General features: G+C 68.1%; 18 protein-coding genes. 10 read left to right on the top strand and 8 right to left on the bottom strand.

Annotation, left to right across the window (positions count from 1 at the left end):
- Window positions 1-18: 18 nt before the first annotated feature.
- Window positions 19-2112, bottom strand: coding sequence for a transketolase (tkt, locus tag QN239_RS19075; protein ID WP_499012693.1), 2094 nt, complete (start codon window positions 2110-2112; stop codon window positions 19-21).
- A 204-nt stretch (window positions 2113-2316) separates the two neighbouring features.
- On the opposite strand from tkt, the gene QN239_RS19070 reads away from it, so the two are divergent.
- A complete protein-coding gene (locus QN239_RS19070; RefSeq protein WP_167159305.1) occupies window positions 2317-3249 on the top strand; it encodes a heme o synthase in 933 nt (310 codons plus the stop codon).
- Window positions 3250-3259: 10 nt separating this feature from the next.
- Window positions 3260-4201 carry a DUF1254 domain-containing protein gene (locus QN239_RS19065; protein WP_499012691.1) on the top strand — a complete coding sequence of 314 codons (942 nt, stop codon included), beginning with the start codon at window positions 3260-3262 and terminating at the stop codon, window positions 4199-4201.
- A 5-nt stretch (window positions 4202-4206) separates the two neighbouring features.
- Here the strand turns inward: QN239_RS19065 and QN239_RS19060 are convergent, their stop codons facing one another.
- Both QN239_RS19060 and QN239_RS19055 read right to left on the bottom strand, forming a co-directional pair.
- Window positions 4207-4920: an MgtC/SapB family protein gene (locus tag QN239_RS19060; protein WP_499016863.1), complete on the bottom strand. Its 714-nt coding sequence runs from the start codon at window positions 4918-4920 to the stop codon at window positions 4207-4209.
- A 61-nt stretch (window positions 4921-4981) separates the two neighbouring features.
- Window positions 4982-5956 carry a quinone oxidoreductase family protein gene (locus tag QN239_RS19055; RefSeq protein ID WP_499012690.1) on the bottom strand — a complete coding sequence of 325 codons (975 nt, stop codon included), beginning with the start codon at window positions 5954-5956 and terminating at the stop codon, window positions 4982-4984.
- A gap of 18 nt (window positions 5957-5974) precedes the next feature.
- Here QN239_RS19055 and QN239_RS19050 point away from each other — a divergent pair, with 18 nt between their 5' ends.
- Window positions 5975-6925 carry an ATP-grasp domain-containing protein gene (locus QN239_RS19050; RefSeq protein ID WP_499012689.1) on the top strand — a complete coding sequence of 317 codons (951 nt, stop codon included), beginning with the start codon at window positions 5975-5977 and terminating at the stop codon, window positions 6923-6925.
- On the opposite strand, the gene QN239_RS19045 is transcribed toward QN239_RS19050, so the two are convergent.
- From QN239_RS19045 to mptB, 5 genes are read right to left on the bottom strand one after another with little or no spacing between them, the layout of a single operon-like run.
- Entirely contained in the window at window positions 6860-7831 is a 972-nt protein-coding gene (locus QN239_RS19045; RefSeq protein ID WP_499012687.1) for a COX15/CtaA family protein, read from the bottom strand. The genes QN239_RS19050 and QN239_RS19045 overlap by 66 nt on opposite strands.
- A 47-nt stretch (window positions 7832-7878) precedes the next feature.
- Window positions 7879-8556, bottom strand: a complete 678-nt coding sequence (locus QN239_RS19040; protein ID WP_499012686.1) for a DUF429 domain-containing protein — start codon at window positions 8554-8556, stop codon at window positions 7879-7881.
- 32 nt (window positions 8557-8588) lie between these two features.
- Complete coding sequence (locus tag QN239_RS19035) at window positions 8589-9365, bottom strand: ABC transporter permease (RefSeq protein ID WP_499012685.1); 777 nt, start codon at window positions 9363-9365, stop codon at window positions 8589-8591.
- Window positions 9362-10294, bottom strand: a complete 933-nt coding sequence (locus tag QN239_RS19030; protein ID WP_499012684.1) for an ABC transporter ATP-binding protein — start codon at window positions 10292-10294, stop codon at window positions 9362-9364. Before QN239_RS19030 ends, QN239_RS19035 begins: the two co-directional genes overlap by 4 nt.
- Complete coding sequence (gene mptB, locus QN239_RS19025; RefSeq protein ID WP_499012682.1) at window positions 10291-11910, bottom strand: polyprenol phosphomannose-dependent alpha 1,6 mannosyltransferase MptB; 1620 nt, start codon at window positions 11908-11910, stop codon at window positions 10291-10293. Before mptB ends, QN239_RS19030 begins: the two co-directional genes overlap by 4 nt.
- 90 nt (window positions 11911-12000) lie before the next feature.
- Here mptB and QN239_RS19020 point away from each other — a divergent pair, with 90 nt between their 5' ends.
- The 7 genes from QN239_RS19020 to QN239_RS18990 are packed head-to-tail and all read left to right on the top strand — an operon-like array spanning window position 12001 to window position 18222.
- Window positions 12001-12771 carry a helix-turn-helix transcriptional regulator gene (locus QN239_RS19020; protein ID WP_372517357.1) on the top strand — a complete coding sequence of 257 codons (771 nt, stop codon included), beginning with the start codon at window positions 12001-12003 and terminating at the stop codon, window positions 12769-12771.
- Window positions 12768-14195 (top strand): Fe-S cluster assembly protein SufB, encoded by a 1428-nt coding sequence (gene sufB, locus QN239_RS19015; protein ID WP_090358018.1) that lies wholly within the window; start codon window positions 12768-12770, stop codon window positions 14193-14195. The genes QN239_RS19020 and sufB overlap by 4 nt, the downstream gene beginning before the upstream one ends.
- Complete coding sequence (gene sufD / locus QN239_RS19010; RefSeq protein WP_499012681.1) at window positions 14192-15376, top strand: Fe-S cluster assembly protein SufD; 1185 nt, start codon at window positions 14192-14194, stop codon at window positions 15374-15376. Before sufB ends, sufD begins: the two co-directional genes overlap by 4 nt.
- Entirely contained in the window at window positions 15373-16155 is a 783-nt protein-coding gene (gene sufC / locus QN239_RS19005; protein ID WP_499012679.1) for a Fe-S cluster assembly ATPase SufC, read from the top strand. Before sufD ends, sufC begins: the two co-directional genes overlap by 4 nt.
- A 2-nt stretch (window positions 16156-16157) precedes the next feature.
- The gene (locus tag QN239_RS19000) at window positions 16158-17402 is read left to right on the top strand and encodes a cysteine desulfurase (RefSeq protein WP_499012678.1); all 1245 of its coding nucleotides are present in this window, start codon (window positions 16158-16160) and stop codon (window positions 17400-17402) included.
- Window positions 17399-17881, top strand: a complete 483-nt coding sequence (gene sufU / locus QN239_RS18995) for a Fe-S cluster assembly sulfur transfer protein SufU (protein WP_499012676.1) — start codon at window positions 17399-17401, stop codon at window positions 17879-17881. The genes QN239_RS19000 and sufU overlap by 4 nt, the downstream gene beginning before the upstream one ends.
- Window positions 17878-18222, top strand: a complete 345-nt coding sequence (locus QN239_RS18990) for a metal-sulfur cluster assembly factor (protein ID WP_499012674.1) — start codon at window positions 17878-17880, stop codon at window positions 18220-18222. The genes sufU and QN239_RS18990 overlap by 4 nt, the downstream gene beginning before the upstream one ends.
- Window positions 18223-18294 lie beyond the last annotated feature (72 nt).

The following is an 18294-nucleotide window of genomic DNA, read 5'->3' as shown; positions in this document are numbered from 1 at the left end:
CGGGCGACCGCGGTGCGGTCAGTTGTCCAACGAGCGTTCCGCGGCGGCGACGACGGCCTCTGCGGTGAAGCCGAACTCACGGAACAGCGTCTTGTCGTCTGCGGACTCGCCGTAGTGTTCGATCGAGATGATCTCGCCGGTGTCGCCGACGAGCTTGTGCCATGGCTGGGCGATCCCCGCCTCCACCGCGACACGTGCCGACACGTCCGGTGGGAGCACCGAATCGCGGTACTCCTTGGGCTGCGACTCGAACCATTCCACGCACGGCATCGACACCACGTAGGCGACGATGTCCTTGGCTGCCAACTGTTTCTGCGCCTCCACCGCGAGCTGCAACTCCGAACCCGTCGCGATCAGGAGCACGTCGGCATCGTCGGCGGGGTTGCCACCGCCCAACACATAGCCACCCCTGGCCACACCGTCGGAGTCGGTGCCTTCCAACACTGGGATGCCCTGTCGGGTCAGGATGAAACCCACCGGGCCGCTGCCGTTGCCGCGGGCGATGATGCTGCGCCACGCGTAGGCGGTCTCGTTCGGGTCGCCGGGGCGCACCACCGACAGATTCGGGATGGCGCGCAGGGCGGCCAGGTGCTCGATCGGCTGATGGGTGGGGCCGTCCTCACCGAGACCGATGGAGTCGTGCGTCCAGATGTAGATGGTGTCGATATCCATCAGGGACGCCAGCCGCACCGCGGGCCGCATGTAGTCCGAGAACTGCAGGAACGTGCCGCCGAAGGCGCGGGTCGGCCCGTGCAGCACGATGCCGGACAGGATCGAGCCCATCGCGTGCTCACGGATACCGAAGTGCAGCACCCGGCCGTAGGGGTCCGCGGTGTAGTCCGACGTCGAGATCGACGGCGGCCCGAACGACTTCACCCCGTTGATCGTGGTGTTGTTGGAACCTGCGAGATCGGCTGAGCCACCCCATAATTCGGGGAGCTTGGGGGCGACGTCGTTGAGCACCTTGCCGAATGCGGCGCGGGTGGCGACGGCCTTGGAGCCGGGCTCCCAGTAGGTCAGGTCGGCGTCCCAGCCCTCGGGCAGTTCGTTGGCCAGCAGCCGGTCAAGCAGCTTCTTGCGCTCGGGCTCACGCTGCGCCCAGGCGTCGAAACCGACCTGCCACTTCTCGTGGGCTTCCCGGCCGCGGTCGACCAGCTTGCGGGTGTGCTCGATGACCTCCGGGCGCACCTCGAAGGTCTTGTCCGGGTCGAAGCCCAGCACCTTCTTGGTGGCGGCCACCTCGTCGGCGCCGAGTGCCGAACCGTGCACGCCACCGGTGTTCATCTTGGTGGGGGCGGGGTAGCCGATGATGGTGCGCACCGAGATGAACGACGGCTTGTCGGTGACCTTTTTCGCGGCGGCCACCGCTTCTTCTATGCCGGTGACGTTCTCGCCGCCCTCGACCTCCTGGACATGCCACCCGTACGCGCGGTAGCGGGCCGCGACGTCCTCGCTCAGCGCGATATCGGTGTCGTGCTCGATGGAGATGTGGTTCTTGTCGTAGAAGACGATCAGGTTCCCCAACTGCTGGGTGCCCGCCAACGAGGAGGCCTCGCTGGTGACGCCTTCTTCGATATCGCCGTCGGAGGCGATCACATAGATGAAGTGGTCGAACGGGCTGGTGCCCGGCGCGGCGTCGGGGTCGAACAGGCCGCGTTCGTAGCGGGCGGCCATCGCCATGCCGACCGAGCTGGCCAGCCCCTGGCCCAGCGGGCCGGTGGTGATCTCCACACCCTTGGTGTGGCGGAACTCCGGGTGTCCGGGGGTCTTGGACTTCCAGGTGCGCAGCGCCTCGATGTCCTCCAGTTCCAGGCCGAAGCCGCCCAAGTACAGCTGCAGATACAGCGTCAGGCTGGAGTGTCCGCACGACAGGATGAACCGGTCGCGGCCCAACCAGTGCACATCGCTGGGGTCGTGCCGGAGTTGGCGCTGGAACAGGGTGTAGGCCAGCGGGGCCAGGCTCATCGCGGTGCCAGGATGGCCGTTGCCGACCTTCTGCACCGCGTCAGCCGCCAGAACGCGCACGGTGTCGACGGCGACCGAGTCGAGGTCCGTCCAGTCGTCCGGGTGGTTGGGGCGGGTGAGGGCGGAAATCTCCTCGGTGGTGGTCACTACGCGTGCTCCTAGCGTCTGCGAGATCAGCTCTTCTTTCCTCTAAAACACCCTAGTGGGACGGACTCGTCCGTGGCAGACCGGTTGGCGCACGTTTACTTGTCTGTTCACCCGAATTGACCCTGCGGTGTCGGGCTCACAGACCCGCGGTCTACCATCGTCTGTAGTACAAGCCCGCGTGACGCTGCCCGAGGAGTTATTTGCGTGAGCATTCGCGAGCGCCGGTCAGCTAGCGAAGCGCCCAGTCGGATCCGTACGACGTTTCTGGCATATCTGGCGCTGACCAAACCGCGCGTGATCGAGCTGTTGCTGGTCACGGCGATTCCGGCCATGCTGTTGGCCGACCGTGGCACGGTTGACCCGTTGCTGATCCTGAACACCTTGATCGGCGGCATGATGGCCGCGGCCGGCGCCAACACCCTGAACTGTGTTGCCGACGCCGATATCGACAAGGTCATGAAGCGCACGGCGCTGCGGCCGCTGGCCCGTGCGTCGGTGCCCACCCGGCATGCGCTGATCTTCGGGCTGGTGCTCTCGGCCGGCTCGTTCGCCTGGTTGTGGTGGACCACCAACCTGCTCTCGGGCGTGCTCGGATTGGTGACGATCGCGTTCTACGTGTTCGTCTACACGCTGCTGCTCAAGCGGCGCACCTCCCAGAACGTGGTGTGGGGCGGCGCGGCCGGATGTATGCCGGTGATGATCGGTTGGTCGGCGGTCACCGGGACGGTGCAATGGCCCGCTCTGGTGATGTTCTTGATCATCTTCTTCTGGACGCCCCCGCACACCTGGGCGCTGGCCATGCGGTACAAGGACGACTACAAGGCCGCCGGGGTGCCGATGTTGCCCGCGGTGGCCACCGAGCAGCAGGTCACCCGCCAGATCGTGATCTACACCTGGGCGACGGTGCTCACCACGCTGGCGCTGACCCTGGCCACCGGCTGGTTGTACGCGGCGGTGGCACTGCTGGCCGGGGTCTGGTTCCTGGTGATGGCGCACCAGCTCTACGCCGGGGTGAAGCGCGGCGAACCGGTGAAGCCGCTGCGGTTGTTCCTGCAGTCGAACAACTATCTGGCCGTGGTGTTCTGCGCGCTGGCCATCGACTCCGCCCTGGCTCTGCCGAGGGTGCTGGGCGGCTAGATTTGTCGGTATGAGCCGACTGGTCAGCCCGGACAATTTCGCGCGCGCCGAATCAGATGTCTACTTCTCCGGTATCGCCAAGAGCGGCGGGTTCGGCGAGCTCCTGCATTTCCGCGAGCTGACGCCGATGGACCACCAGGTGGTCATCCGGCAGAATCGCGACACCCTGTACTCGGCGGGCATTTTCGACCTGGACGCGGGAGACGTCACGCTCACCCTGCCCGACAGTGCCGGTCGGTTCATGTCGGTGCAGATCATCAACGAGGACCACTACACCGTCGAAGTGGCCTACGCGCCGGCCACGGTGATCTTGTCCCGCGACATCGTCGGCACCCGGTATGTGCTGGCTGCCGTCCGCACCCTGATCGACCCGAACGATCCGGCCGACCTGACCGCCGTGCACGCCCTGCAGGACGCCATCGAGGTGACCCAGCCGGAGCCGGGCAGCTTCGAGATCCCGGATTGGGATCCCGTCAGCCAGAAGACGGTGCGTGATGCGCTGATCACGCTGTCGACGACATTGACCGACTCGGCCCGGACCTTCGGCGCCGCGGACGAGGTCGATCCGGTGCGTCACCTGATCGGTTCGGCCTTCGCCTGGGGCGGCAACCCGGAGCGCGACGCGCTCTATCTCACCGTGGTGCCGCCGGCCAACGACGGTGCGACGGTGCACCGGCTGGTGGTGAAAGATGTTCCGGTGGATGGTTTCTGGTCCATCACGGTGTACAACAAGGACGGCTATTTCGAGCCGAACCCGCAGAACGCGTATTCGGTGAACAACATCACAGCAGTGCCGGATGCCGACGGCGCGACGACCGTCCAGTTCGGCGGTGCGGGTGCGGCCAATCTGCTGCCGATCACCGAGGGCTGGAACTACATCGTGCGCCTGTACCGTCCGCGGGCCGAGATCCTGAACGGGTCCTGGACGTTTCCGCCGGCGCAGCCGGTCTGACCTCGTCAGTCGACGCCGCTGAGATCCTCGGCCGACCAGCGCACGGCAGTGACGGGCCCCGCGGTGATGACATTGGCCAGCGCGGTCTCGATGGCATGGTCATCGCGTTCTTCGGCGACCACGATCGCGGTGATCCGCACCTCGCCACCGCCCCTCTCTGAGTCGACGTCGACCGCGGAGATGGACTGGATGGTGAAGTGCGGTTGGGTGATCGCCCCGACCACCAGGGCGCGCACCTCTCCTTCGGCTTCGACCTGACAGCGCACCTCGAAGCGGTACTCGGTGGGGCCGGGTTCGGTGCCCAGTGCGCGATGCCGGTCCAGGGCCCGGCTGACCGGACGCAACAGGACGTTGGCGGCGATGACCGCCGCGGTCCCGATTCCGGCCGCGCCGTACATCCCCGCGCCGACCAGCGTGCCCACCGCTGCCGATGCCCACAAGGTCGCGGCGGTGTTCAGCCCGGAAATGCTCGCACCCTGTTTGATGATCACGCCGGCGCCGAGAAACCCGATTCCGGAGGCCACCTGCGCGGCCACCCGGGTCGGATCACCGGCTCCGAACGCGTAGGCGCCCATCAGGACGAACAGCGCCGAACCCAGGCTGACCAGTGCATTGGTCCGCAGGCCCGCCATCTTCGAACGCCACTGCCGTTCCAGGCCGATGGCCGCGCCGAGGCCGGCCCCTGCGGCGATCCGCAGCGCGATATCGAGGGTGTCGATCACGTGAGGTTGGTACCACCCACGGGTGAACGGACCGCGGCGCGGGGGTGAACCGATCGATTCAGGGCACCAGCACGATCGACCCGACCGTCTTGCGGCCCTGCAGGTCGATATGGGCGCGGGCGGCTTCGGCCAGCGGATAACGCTCGCTGACCGTCACGGCGATCGACCCGTCGGCGATGGCGCTGAGCAGTTCACCTGCCCGCCAAGAGAATTCATCGGGTGTGCGGGTGAAGTCGCCCAGTTTGGGCCGGGTCAGGAACACCGATCCGGCCGCGTTGAGCCGCTGCGGATCCACCGGCGGCACCGGACCGCTGGCGGCGCCGAACAGCGCCAGGGTGCCACGCACCGCGAGGCTGGCCAGGCTGGCGTCGAAGGTGGTGGCTCCCACCCCGTCGTATACCGCGGCGACGCCCGCCCCGTTGGTGAGATCGCGGATCGCGGTGCCGAACTCGGTGGGATCGTCGGGATAGTCGAGCACCTCCACCGCGCCGGCCTGCCTGGACAGCGCGGCCTTCTCCGGAGTGGATGCCGTGGTGATCACCCGGGTGCCGATACTGGTCGCCCATTGGGTGAGGATCAGCCCCACCCCGCCCGCGCCGGCGTGTACCAGGATCGTGTCGTTGGGCTGTACCGGATAGACGGACTTGATCAGGTAGTGCGCCGTCATCCCTTTCAGCAGGGCCGAGGCCACCGACTCGGGCGCCACGCCGTCGGGCACATAGGCCACCCGGTCGCTCTGGGCGACGCAGAATTCGGCGTAGGCGCCGTCGGCGTCGGCGGTCACGACGCGGTCACCGACGGCCAGGGCCGCGACATCGTCACCGACGGCCGCCACCGTGCCGCACACCTCGGTTCCCACCACGAACGGGACGTCCCGCTTGTAGAGCCCGGACCTGAAGTAGGTGTCGATGAAGTTGACACCGATGGCCTCGGCCTTGATCAGGACCTGACCCGGCCCCGCAATCGGTTCGGGCTTCTCGACGTAGGTGAGGACCTCGGGCCCTCCGGTCTGGGCGACTTCGATGGCATGCATGACGCCTATCATCCTCTGGTGAAGCTGGCCCGCCCCGACGTGTTCCATCCGCGCCTCGTGTTCGCGAGCTGCCCGGCCCTGCCGGAAGGCGACAGTGACGACGACGGGCTGGTCGCGGCCCTGCGTAACCGGGGTCTGCACGTGCAGTGGAAATCCTGGGACGACCCGGCCACGCTGCAGGCCGATCTCGTGATCCTGCGCGCCACATGGGATTACGCAGACCGCCTCGACGAGTTCCTGACGTGGACCCGGCGGGTGCGGCATCTGCTCAACCCGCCCGAGTTGGTGGCGTGGAGCACCGACAAGCACTACCTGCTGGACCTGCACGCCGACGGCGTGCCGATCGTGCCCACCCGCTACTTCGGTGTGCACGACCCGGTGGCCGTGCCCGCCGGTGAGGTGGTGGTGAAACCCGCGGTCGGCGCCGGCTCGGCCGGGGCCCAGCGGTTCGCCGACGTGCCGGCGGCGCGGGCGCACGCGGCGGCGCTGCAGGCGCAGGGCCGGGCCGTGCTGGTTCAGCCCTACGACCCGCGGGTGGCCGCGGGGGAGACCGCGCTGGTGTTTCTGAACGGCGAACCGTCGCACGCGTTCACCAAGGGCCCGCTGCTGCCGCCGCCGGGCGGTGCGCCGGTCTTCGAGGAGACCGGCACCTTCGCGGCGGAGACGCTGTCCCCGGCCGACCCCGACGAGGAACTCTGGGATGTCGGGCACGCCGCTGTGGTGTCGGTGGCCCGCCGATTCGGGATCGCGCGCACGGACCTGCTCTACGCCCGTGTCGACATCCTCGGCGCCGACGATCCGCGGCTGCTGGAACTGGAACTGGTCGAGCCGTCACTGGGGTTCCGGCAGTTGACCGCCGAGGAGAAGGCGCGGGCCGAACGGGATTTCGCGCTGGGGGTCGAATCAGCCCTGGAGCGGCTGGGTCTCGGGCCCCTGTCGCATCGTGGTATGTCGCATGGAAGCCCATAGCGCCGCGGTGGCCGCGGTGCACGCCGCCGCGAATGCCACGTGCACGGCGACCAGCGCCGCGGGCACACCCGTGTAGAACTGCACGGCGCCGATCATGCCCTGGACGGCGACCAGTACCACCAGGACGACCCACCGGGTGCGCACCACCCGCGGTGCCCGCACCGCCAACAGGCCGAACCCCAGCCCGATCAGCAGCGCCAGGTAGGTCACCAGCAGCGACGAATGCACATGCACCAGGGTGGTGATCTCCACCTGCAGGCGGGGCACCACCCGGTCCAGGCTCTTGTCACCCGCGTGCGGGCCCGCGCCGGTCACCAGCGTGCCCGTCACCAGGACCAGCGACAGTACGACGGCGGACAGAAAAGTCAGCTGGCGCAACGGCTGCACGACCTGCTCGGTGACCCCGCCGGTATCGGGCTCGCCGATCTTGACGTAGAGCAGCACCGCCAGCCACACCATGATCATCGATGCCAGCAGGTGGATCGCCACGGTCCACCAGAGCAGGCCGGTGAGCACGGTGATGCCGCCCATCACGGCCTGCGCGACGGTCGAGGCCGGCATCAGCCAGGCGTACACCAGCACCTCACGCCGGCGCCGGGCCCGGGTGACGGCCAGCACCGCCAGCGCCGCGGTCGCCACCACGCCGAAGGTGAACATCCGGTTGGTGAACTCGACCGCCTGGTGCACCACCGCGACCTCGGCGTGCGGAACCGGGACGAAGCTGCCGGGGAAACACTGCGGCCAGGTGGGGCAGCCCAGCCCCGACGCGGTGACCCGGACGATCGCCCCGGTCACCGAGATGCCGCCCTGGGTGAGGATCACCAGGAAGGCGATCAGCCGCTGCGTACGCAGACCGGGCACGGGCAGCAGGTCGACGACTCTGAGAAACCACCGTCGGAGTGCCACGGCCTGATCGTAGAGCAGCGCTAACTACACGCCGTAGTAGGGGCTGGTCAGCACCAGATCGCGATCCGCCGGCCACGCTCGTCGACCTGCGGCGGGTCGGGCACGCTGTACGCCCGGCCCGCGGCGATCCGGGCGGCGCTCCACGATGCCGCCGCGGCGTCCAGCACGTCGTCGGCCGGCACATGCGCTGCCGCGCCGAGATCCTCCGGCAGCTCGATTCCGTTGTCGGCCAGCACCCGCAGCCGCGCCCGCTGCCCACGCCAGGACTTCTTGGTCCCGTCCTCGAATCCCAGGCCCATCTGCTGGAACGACAACTCCGGGTGCACCTCCCACAGTGGTGCGGCGCCTTCGTCGTACACCGTGTTGGCGTCGAGCAGTTTGGCCCGCAACCCCCAGGACTGGATGCTCATGCCCTTGCCCATCAACTGCCGGCTCAGGGCGCTGGCCGCGGCGTGGTCCGGCTGCTCCCAGCACGGCCCGGGGGCGATCTCGAACACGGTGGAACGCCGGCGACCGAGCAGGGCCCGGGCGGCGGTATCGGTGCCGCGCGTCCCGGCGGCCATCAACCCCAGCGGAATGTCCACCCCGATCGCCGCGGCATCGCCGATATCGCGGACCAGGTCGGCAAGTCGGCCGGCGACGACGATGCCGGCGTAGGCGCCGTCGCGCAACGTCACGCCGACCCAGCCACCGCGGTAGGCGTCGACGCCGGCGACCGTTGTCACGTCAGAGTTGTCACGTCAGGGCCCGGCGCGGCTCAGGTGAAGCGGAACCAGCGCAGCGCGCACAGGGCGGCCACGCCACCCCAGACCGCCAGCACGATCACGCCGAACCAGTCGACCGACAGGGTCATCGCCTGGGCCAGCGCCTCGGTGAGCGCACCCGAGGGGGTGAGGCGGGCGATCCAGGCCACCGCGTGCGGTACCAGCCCGCCCTCCAAGGTCAGCGCGCCGAGTCCGGCGAAGACGAACCACATCAGATTGCCGACGGCCAGCACGATCTCGGCCTTGCACGTCCCGCCCAGCAGCAGGCCCAGCGCGGCGAACGACGCGGTGCCCAGCGCGATGACGACGGCGCCGAGCAACAGTCCCGGCACCGCCGGGCGCCAGCCCAGTGCCACACCGATGGCGCCCAGCAGGATCGACTGCAGGAACACCACCGTCACGACCGCCAGCGATTTGCCCGCGATGATGCCCCACACCGGAAGGGCCGTCGCGCCAAGGCGTTTCAACGCGCCGTACCGGCGGTCGAAGGCCACCGCGATGGCCTGGCCGGTGAACGCGGTCGAGATGACGGCCAGTGCCATGATGGCGGGCGCGAACGTCCCAGCCCGGTCCGGGCCGAACGAGCCCAGCGGCATCAGGGTCAGCCCGACCAGCAGCGTGATGGGGATGAACATGGTCAGCAGCAGCTGTTCGCCATTGCGCAACAGCAACTTCAGCTCCAGCCCGTACTGCGCCGTCAGCATCTGGCGCACACCCGCCGGCCGCGGGTCCGGTGTGAAAGTGCCCGCGGCGAACCGGTTATCGGTCATGACCTCAGCTCCCGGCCGGTCAGATCGAGGAACACGTCCTCCAGGCTGCGTTGTTCGACGCGCATATCGGTGGTCAATACGTTGACCCGGGCGCACCACGCGGTCACGGTGGCCAGCACCTGCGGATCGATATGGCCCTCCACCAGATACTCGCCGGGCGCGGTTTCGGAGCTGCGGTACGTCTCGGGCAGCGCCGCCACCAGCAGCGACAGATCCAGTTTCGGCGGCGCGCTGAACCGCAGCTGGTTCTCGGCGCCGTTGCGGGTCAGTTCGGCGGGCGTGCCCGCGGCCACCGTGGTGCCGTGATCGATGATGACCAACCTGTCGGCCAGTTCCTCGGCCTCGGACAGGTGGTGGGTGGTCAGCACCACGGTCACCCCGTCGCGGCGCAGCGCGTCGATCAACTCCCACACCACGATCCGGGCGTGCGCGTCCATCCCGGCGGTGGGTTCGTCGAGGAAGACCAGCTCGGGGCGGCCGACCACGGCGCAGGCCAGCGCGAGGCGCTGTTGCTGGCCGCCGGAGAGCCTGCGGTAGGTGGTGCGGGCGGCCTCGGTGAGTCCGAGGGTGTCCATCAGCCACCGCGGGTCCAGCGGGTTGGCGGCGTAGGAGGCGACCAGGTTGAGCATCTCGCCGGCCCGCGCGGCCGGATAGCCGCCGCCGCCCTGCAGCATCACCCCGATGCGTTCGCGCACCCGGCTGTTCTCGGCGGCCGGGTCCAGGCCGAGGATCTCGATACTGCCCTCGTCGGGGCGCAGAAAGCCCTCGCACATTTCCACGGTCGTGGTCTTTCCCGCGCCGTTGGGTCCCAGCAGGGCCAGCACCTCTGCGCGCTGGACGTCGAGGTCGAGCCCGGAAACCGCGGTCGTCGACCCAAACCGTTTGGTCACCCCGCGCAGGCGCACGGGCACGGGCAATCCGGTGGTCACGGGGATTCAGCGTAAGCGCCCGCCCTGAGGACTCCGTCGTCGGGCGTTACCCGCCACGGCAGACGCCGCCAGGTCAGCGCGATGAGCAGCACCACGATGACGGCGCTGGCCAGGACGGCGTCCACGATCTGGAACAGGGCGAAGCGATCCCCGTTGGCCGTCGGGCCGAAGATGCCCACCACCAACGTGATCGCGATGGTGGACCCGCGGAATCCCGGCCGGGTGGCCCAGGTGGCCAGCGGGATGATGGCCCACAGCAGGTACCACGGCTGCACCACCGGGAAGAGCAGCACGGTGGCGCCGAGCGCCACGCCGAGGCCGCCCACGGGATGCAGCCGGCCACGGAACACGGCGAGCAGGAGCCACGTCACCAGGATTCCGATGATGATCACACCGATGCCACGGGTGAGCCCCAGCACCGCGGTGGTGTGGTCGCCCAGTCCGAGCAGGATGCCGACCTGTCCGGTGCCCAGGGCGATCAGCGTCGGCGGTGACATCCACGACCGCACCACGTTGGCGGTGCCCAGGGTGGACAACCAGCCGAAGCCCAGGCCGCTGGCCCAGCCGATCACGGCCATCACGAGCAGCGAGAGGGCGCCGAGGGAGAAGGCGGCGGCCAGGAAGGACTTGACGGTGCCGCCCCACCGCCACGCCAGTGCCATCGCGACGAAGCCGATGGCCAGCAGTGAGGGCAGTTTCACCTGGGAGGACAACGCGATGAGCACGGTGCCGAAGATCAGCATGCCCAGTGGTCGCGGCGCCAACCGCCAGCTGCCGTCGCGCACCCCGTCGATACCGCGCAGGGCGAATTCGGTGCCGGCGAGCATCAGCCCCAGCATCGGTGCTTCGTTGTGGATACCGGCGACCAGGTGCATGAACAACAGCGGGTTGCACGGTCCCAGCCACAGGGCGCCGACCTCGGTGACACCGCAGCGCCGGGCCAGCCGGGGGGTGGCCCAGACGATCAGGCCGACGCCGAGCAGCACCACCAGCCGGTGGCACAGCACCGCGGCGACGATGTTCTCGCCGGTCACGGTCGAGATTCCGCGCCCGATCCACAAGAACAGCGGACCGTAGGGCGCCGGGGTCTCGCGCCAGATGGTGGGCACCGACAGGGTGAATACGTGGTCCAGCCCGAGGCCCGGGGCGGGGCCGACCTTGTACGGGTCCAGCCCGATGCGGGCGATCTGGCTCTGCGCGAGGTAGGAGTAGACGTCCCGGCTGTACATCGGTGGGGCGATGAGCAGCGGCAGGGCCCACAGCAGCAGGGTGCGGTCCAGCTGGCTGCGCGACATCCGGTGCGGTCCCAGTGCGAAGCGTCCCAGCATCAGCCAGGCCAGCGTCATCATCACCGCGCCGGTGGTGGTCATGGTCAACGAGACGGTCTGGATGCGGGAGGGCAGATTGAGCAGACGCACCCCGAACGTCGGGTCCTGTACGACGGGGCGGGCACCGGCACCGAGGGCGCCGATCGCCATGAGTACGGTGCCGGTCGCGCCGAATACCCTGGTACGACGGAGCGAGGCGACCTCGGCGTCGTTGAGCGGGGAACCGACCGTTCTCTCGTCGGCATGCCATCGGGCGACCGCCGAGCTGAAGGACCCGAGCGCGGTCATCCCAGCAGCGTAGACGGTGGCCCGGTGAGCCTTTGCACAGTTAGGGTGCCCTTGCTGGAACCGCAGGTCGAATTCCGTCACAATAGTGTTGTGAAATTAAACCCGGAGGTAGGCGGCGCCGTTGCGGCTGCACCTGCGTCCACCGGGTTGGCAAGTCTGTCAGAAGGTCACACCCGGTCGGCCATCGTGCAGTTGCTGCTCGAAGGTCCGGTCACCGCGGGCGATATCGGCGAACGGCTGGGTATCTCGGCCGCCGGTGTCCGTCGTCATCTCGACGCGCTGATCGACGCGGGGGACGCGCAGGCCAGTGCCGCAGAGGCCTGGCAGCACACCGGTCGCGGCCGCCCCGCCAAGCGGTACCGCATCACCGCTGCCGGACGGGCCAAGCTGGCGCACTCCTACGACGACCTGGCCGCCGCCGCCATGCGGCAGCTGCGCGAGATCGGCGGTGACGAGGCGGTGCAGACCTTCGCCCGCCGGCGCATCGACGGCATCCTGGCCGACGTGGTCAACGCGCCGGCCGCCGCCGATGTGGCCGAAACGGCCGACCGGGTGGCCTCCGCACTCACCAAGGCGGGTTATCGGACCACCACCACACCGGTGGCCGGGCCGCTGTCGGGTGTGCAGATATGCCAGCATCATTGCCCGGTCTCACATGTCGCCGAGGAGTTCCCGGAACTCTGCGATGCCGAGCGGCAGGCGTTCGCCGAGATCCTCGGCACCCATGTTCAGCGGCTGGCCACCATCGTCAACGGTGACTGCGCCTGTACCACCCACGTTCCGTTGGGGCCTGACAAGCCCGCACCAGTTCGGCCCGCAGCCCGCGCCGAATCCACCACCACACAAGGAGTGTCGCGATGACCCTCACCCCGGAACAGCTGACTCAGGAGGAGACCATTGCCTCCCTGGGTACTTACGGCTACGGCTGGTCGGACTCCGACGCCGCCGGTGCCAGCGCCCAGCGCGGACTGTCCGAGGCTGTCGTCCGCGACATCTCGGCCAAGAAGAGCGAGCCCGAGTGGATGCTCGAGATGCGGCTGAAGGCGCTGCGCACCTTCGAGAAGAAGCCCATGCCGAACTGGGGCTCCGATCTCGAGGGCATCTTCTTCGACAACATCAAGTACTTCGTGCGCTCCAGCGAGAAGCAGGCCGCGACGTGGGATGACCTGCCCGCCGACATCAAGAACACCTACGACCGGCTCGGCATCCCCGAAGCGGAGAAGCAGCGCCTGGTCTCCGGTGTCGCCGCGCAGTACGAGTCCGAGGTGGTCTACCACTCGATCCGTGAGGATCTGGAGGCCCAGGGCGTCATCTTCCTGGACACCGACACCGCGCTGAAGCAGCACCCGGAGCTGTTCAAGCAGTACTTCGGCACCGTGATCCCGGCCGGTGACAACAAGTTCTCCGCGCTGAACACCGCGGTGTGGTCCGGTGGATCGTTCATCTACGTGCCCAAGGGCGTGCACGTCGACATCCCGCTGCAGGCCTACTTCCGGATCAACACCGAGAACATGGGCCAGTTCGAGCGGACGCTGATCATCGTCGACGAGGACGCCTACGTGCACTACGTCGAGGGCTGCACCGCGCCGATCTACAAGAGCGACTCGCTGCACAGCGCCGTCGTCGAGATCATCGTCAAGCCGGGTGGCCGCTGCCGCTACACCACCATCCAGAACTGGTCGAACAACGTCTACAACCTGGTCACCAAGCGGGCCCGGGCCGAGGCCGGCGCCACCATGGAGTGGGTCGACGGCAACATCGGCTCCAAGGTCACCATGAAGTACCCGGCGGTCTGGATGACCGGTGAACACGCCAAGGGCGAAGTGCTCTCGGTGGCGTTCGCCGGCCCGGGACAGCACCAGGACACCGGCGCCAAGATGCTGCATCTGGCGCCCAACACGTCGTCCAACATCGTGTCCAAGTCGGTCGCCCGCGGCGGTGGCCGCGCGTCCTACCGGGGCCTGGTTCAGGTCAACAAGGGAGCGCACGGGTCGCGCTCATCGGTGAAATGCGATGCGCTGCTGGTTGATTCGATCAGCCGCTCGGACACGTATCCGTATGTCGACATCCGCGAGGACGATGTCACGATGGGTCACGAGGCCACCGTGTCGAAAGTCAGCGAGGATCAGCTGTTCTACCTGATGAGCCGCGGCATGACCGAGGACGAGGCGATGGCCATGGTGGTGCGCGGCTTCGTCGAGCCCATCGCCAAGGAACTGCCGATGGAGTACGCCCTGGAATTGAACCGGCTCATCGAGCTGCAGATGGAAGGCGCGGTGGGATGACCGAGCCCACAATCGCGTTGGCCGACGCCAACAAGGGACAGGCGTTCACCTCGTTCGATGTCGACGCCTTCGAGGTGCCCGCCGGCCGTGACGAGATCTGGCGGTTCACCCCGCTCAAGCGGCTGCGCGGCCTGCACAACGGCACCGCCGGGGTGGACGGGAAGGCCACCGGCAGCGCGCTGATCGAGGTGTCCGAACGTCCCGGCGTCACCGTCGAGACGGTGCAGCGCGGCGACGAGCGGCTCGGCCAGGGTGGCGTGCCCGCCGACCGCGTTGCCGCACAGGCGTTCTCGGGTTTCGGTAACGCCACCGTCGTGACGGTCGGGCGCAACGCGCACGTCGACGAGCCGATCGAGATCACGGTGACCGGGCCCGGCGAGGGCGCCACCGCATACGGCCATCTGCAGATCCGGGTGGAAGAACTCGGCGAAGCGGTGGTGGTCATCGATCATCGCGGCAGCGGAACCTACGCCGACAACGTCGAATTCGTGCTCGGTGACGCCGCCCACCTCAAGGTGGTGTCCATCGCCGACTGGGCCGACGACGCCGTGCACGTCAGCATGCATCACGCCTCCCTCGGCAAGGACGCGGTGTTCCGGCATTTCGCCGTCACCCTCGGCGCCGAGGTGGCTCGCCTGACCGGACGGGTGCAGTACCGCGGCCCGGGCGGCGACGCCGAACTGCTGGGCCTGTACTTCGCCGACGACGGCCAGCACCTGGAGTCCCGGCTGCTGGTCGACCACTCCCAGCCCAACTGTCGCTCGCACGTGACGTACAAGGGTGCGCTGCAGGGGGATCCGTCCTCCGACCGGCCCGACACCCACACCGTCTGGATCGGCGATGTGCTGATCCGTGCCGAGGCCACCGGTACCGACACCTACGAGGTGAACCGCAATCTGGTGCTCACCGACGGCGCCCGCGCCGACTCGGTGCCCAACCTGGAGATCGAGACCGGCGAGATCGTCGGCGCCGGACACGCCAGTGCCACCGGACGTTTCGACGACGAGCAGCTGTTCTATCTGCGCGCCCGCGGTATCCCGGAAGACCAGGCCCGCCGGCTGGTGGTGCGCGGTTTCTTCGGCGAACTCATCGGCAAGATCTCGGTGCCCGCCGTCCGCGACCGTCTCACCGCCGCCATCGAACACGAACTTGAACTGACCGAAGGACATATCCACTCATGACCACACTGGAAATCAAGGACCTGCACGTCAGCGTCGTCTCCAAGGAGGACGGGACGGACATCCCGATCCTCAAGGGTGTCAACCTCACCGTGAGCTCGGGCGAGACACATGCGGTGATGGGCCCCAACGGATCCGGCAAGTCGACGCTGTCCTACGCCATCGCCGGCCACCCCAAGTACACCGTCACGTCGGGGTCGATCACCCTGGACGGCCAGGATGTGTTGGAGATGTCCATCGACGAGCGTGCGCGGGCCGGGCTGTTCCTGGCCATGCAGTACCCGGTCGAGGTGCCCGGCGTGTCGATGTCGAACTTCCTGCGCACTGCGGCCACCGCCGTGCGCGGTGAGGCACCCAAGCTGCGGCACTGGGTCAAAGAGGTCAAGGCCGCGATGACCGACCTCGACATCGACCCCGCGTTCGGCGAGCGCAGCGTCAACGAAGGTTTCTCCGGCGGCGAGAAGAAGCGCCACGAGATCCTGCAGCTCGGCCTGCTCAAGCCCAAGATCGCCATCCTCGACGAGACCGATTCCGGCCTGGACGTCGATGCGCTGCGCATCGTCAGCGAGGGCGTGAACCGCTACAAGGAGACCGAGCACGGCGGCGTGCTGCTGATCACGCACTACACCCGCATCCTGCGCTACATCCAGCCGCAGTTCGTGCACGTGTTCTTCGACGGGCGCATCGTCACCTCGGGCGGTCCGGAACTGGCCGACGAGCTCGAAGAGAACGGTTACGAGCGCTTCACTGCGGCCTCCGATCAGGCACACGCCGGAGCTTAGCGATGACCGCGTCAGTCGATCTGGATGTGACCAGGATCAGATCTGACTTTCCGATCCTGAGCCGGGTGATGCGCGGCGGAAACCAGTTGGCCTATCTGGATTCCGGCGCCACCTCGCAGAAGCCGTTGCAGGTGCTCGACGCCGAACGCGAGTTCCTGACCACCTCGAACGGTGCGGTGCACCGCGGTGCGCATCAGCTGATGGAGGAGTCGACCGACGCCTACGAGCAGGGCCGCGCCGATATCGCGGCGTTCGTCGGCGCCGACGATGACGAGCTGGTGTTCACCAAGAACGCCACCGAGTCGATCAACCTGGTGTCCTACGCGCTGGGTGATCGCCGGTTCGAGAACGCCGTCGGTCCGGGCGATGTCATCGTCACCACCGAGCTGGAACACCACGCCAACCTGATCCCGTGGCAGGAGCTGGCCCAGCGCACCGGGGCGACCCTGCGCTGGTACGGGGTCACCGATGACGGACGTATCGACCTGGACTCGCTGGAACTCGACGAGCGGGTCAAAGTGGTGGCCTTCAGCCATCATTCGAACGTGACGGGCGCCGTGGCCCCGGTTGCCGAGCTGGTCTCGCGGGCCAGGGCCGTCGGTGCGCTGACCGTGCTGGACGCCTGCCAGTCCGTGCCACACCAGCCGGTGGACTTCCACGCGCTCGACGTCGACTACGCGGCGTTTTCCGGGCACAAGATGCTGGGGCCCACCGGTATCGGTGTCCTCTACGGCCGGCGTGAGCTGCTCGGCGCCATGCCCCCGTTTCTCACCGGCGGTTCCATGATCGAGACCGTCACGATGGCGGCCACCACCTATGCCCCGGCCCCGCAGCGGTTCGAGGCCGGCACGCCGATGACCTCGCAGGTCGTCGGATTGGCCGCCGCCGCACGGTATCTCGGCGCGCTGGGGATGTCCGCGGTGGCCGCGCACGAGAACGAACTGGTCGCCGCGGCGCTCGAGGGTCTGGCCACCATCGCAGGGGTGCGCATCATCGGGCCGGCCACCCTGGAACACCGGGGTTCGCCGGTGAGCTTCGTCGTCGACGGTGTGCATGCCCACGATGTCGGGCAGGTGCTCGACGACGAGGGTGTGGCCGTCCGCGTCGGACACCACTGCGCCTGGCCGCTGCACCGGCGGTTCGGCATCGCCGCCACCGCGCGGGCCTCGTTCGCGGTGTACAACACCCACGACGAGGTCGATCGGCTGGTGGCGGGCGTCAAACGGGCGGTGGAGTTCTTCGGGTGAGGCTCGAGCAGATGTACCAGGAAGTGATCCTGGACCACTACAAGCACCCGCACCATCGTGGGCTGCGTGAGCCGTTCGGTGCGCAGGTCCACCACGTCAACCCGACGTGCGGTGACGAGGTGACCCTGCGGGTGGCGCTGTCGCAGGACGGCGAGACCGTCGAGGACATCTCCTACGACGGCCAGGGCTGTTCGATCAGCCAGGCCGCGACGTCGGTGCTCACGGATCAGGTGATCGGCCAGACCGTCGGCGACGCCCTCAAGACGGTCGCCGCGTTCACCGAGATGATCTCGTCCCGCGGCAATATCGAGGGCGATGAGGATGTGCTCGGCGACGGTATCGCGTTCGCGGGCGTGTCCAAGTACCCGGCCCGGGTGAAATGCGCCCTGCTGGGCTGGATGGCTTTCAAGGCGGCGCTGGCGGAGGCCAGGCCAGGGGTTGACGCTCTGGCATTCGATGAGGTGGAGGACAAACGATGAGTGAAGCCCAGAGCGAAGAGCTGTTGCTGGCCGACGTCGAGGAGGCCATGCGCGATGTGGTCGACCCCGAGCTGGGTATCAACGTCGTGGACCTCGGCCTGGTCTACGGGCTGAACCTGGAAGAGGGGGAGACCGGCAAGGTCGCGCTCATCGACATGACGCTGACCTCTGCGGCCTGTCCGCTCACCGACGTGATCGAGGATCAGACCCGCACCGCACTGATCGGCGCCGGACTGGTCAACGACATCAAGCTGAACTGGGTGTGGAACCCGCCGTGGGGCCCGGACAAGATCACCGACGACGGCCGCGAGCAACTGCGGGCGCTCGGCTTCACCGTCTGACGGACCCCGGTCCCGCAGGTCCTCCACCGGATCCGAACCGTTGTTTGCTGGCGCTCGATGAGCGCGTAGCGC

The sequence above is a fragment of the Mycolicibacterium sp. Y3 genome (genome assembly GCF_051188035.1).
Classification (GTDB): domain Bacteria; phylum Actinomycetota; class Actinomycetes; order Mycobacteriales; family Mycobacteriaceae; genus Mycobacterium; species Mycobacterium fluoranthenivorans.
Note: the sequence above shows the minus strand (reverse complement) of the source record. Positions and strands in the feature narration are given on the sequence as shown.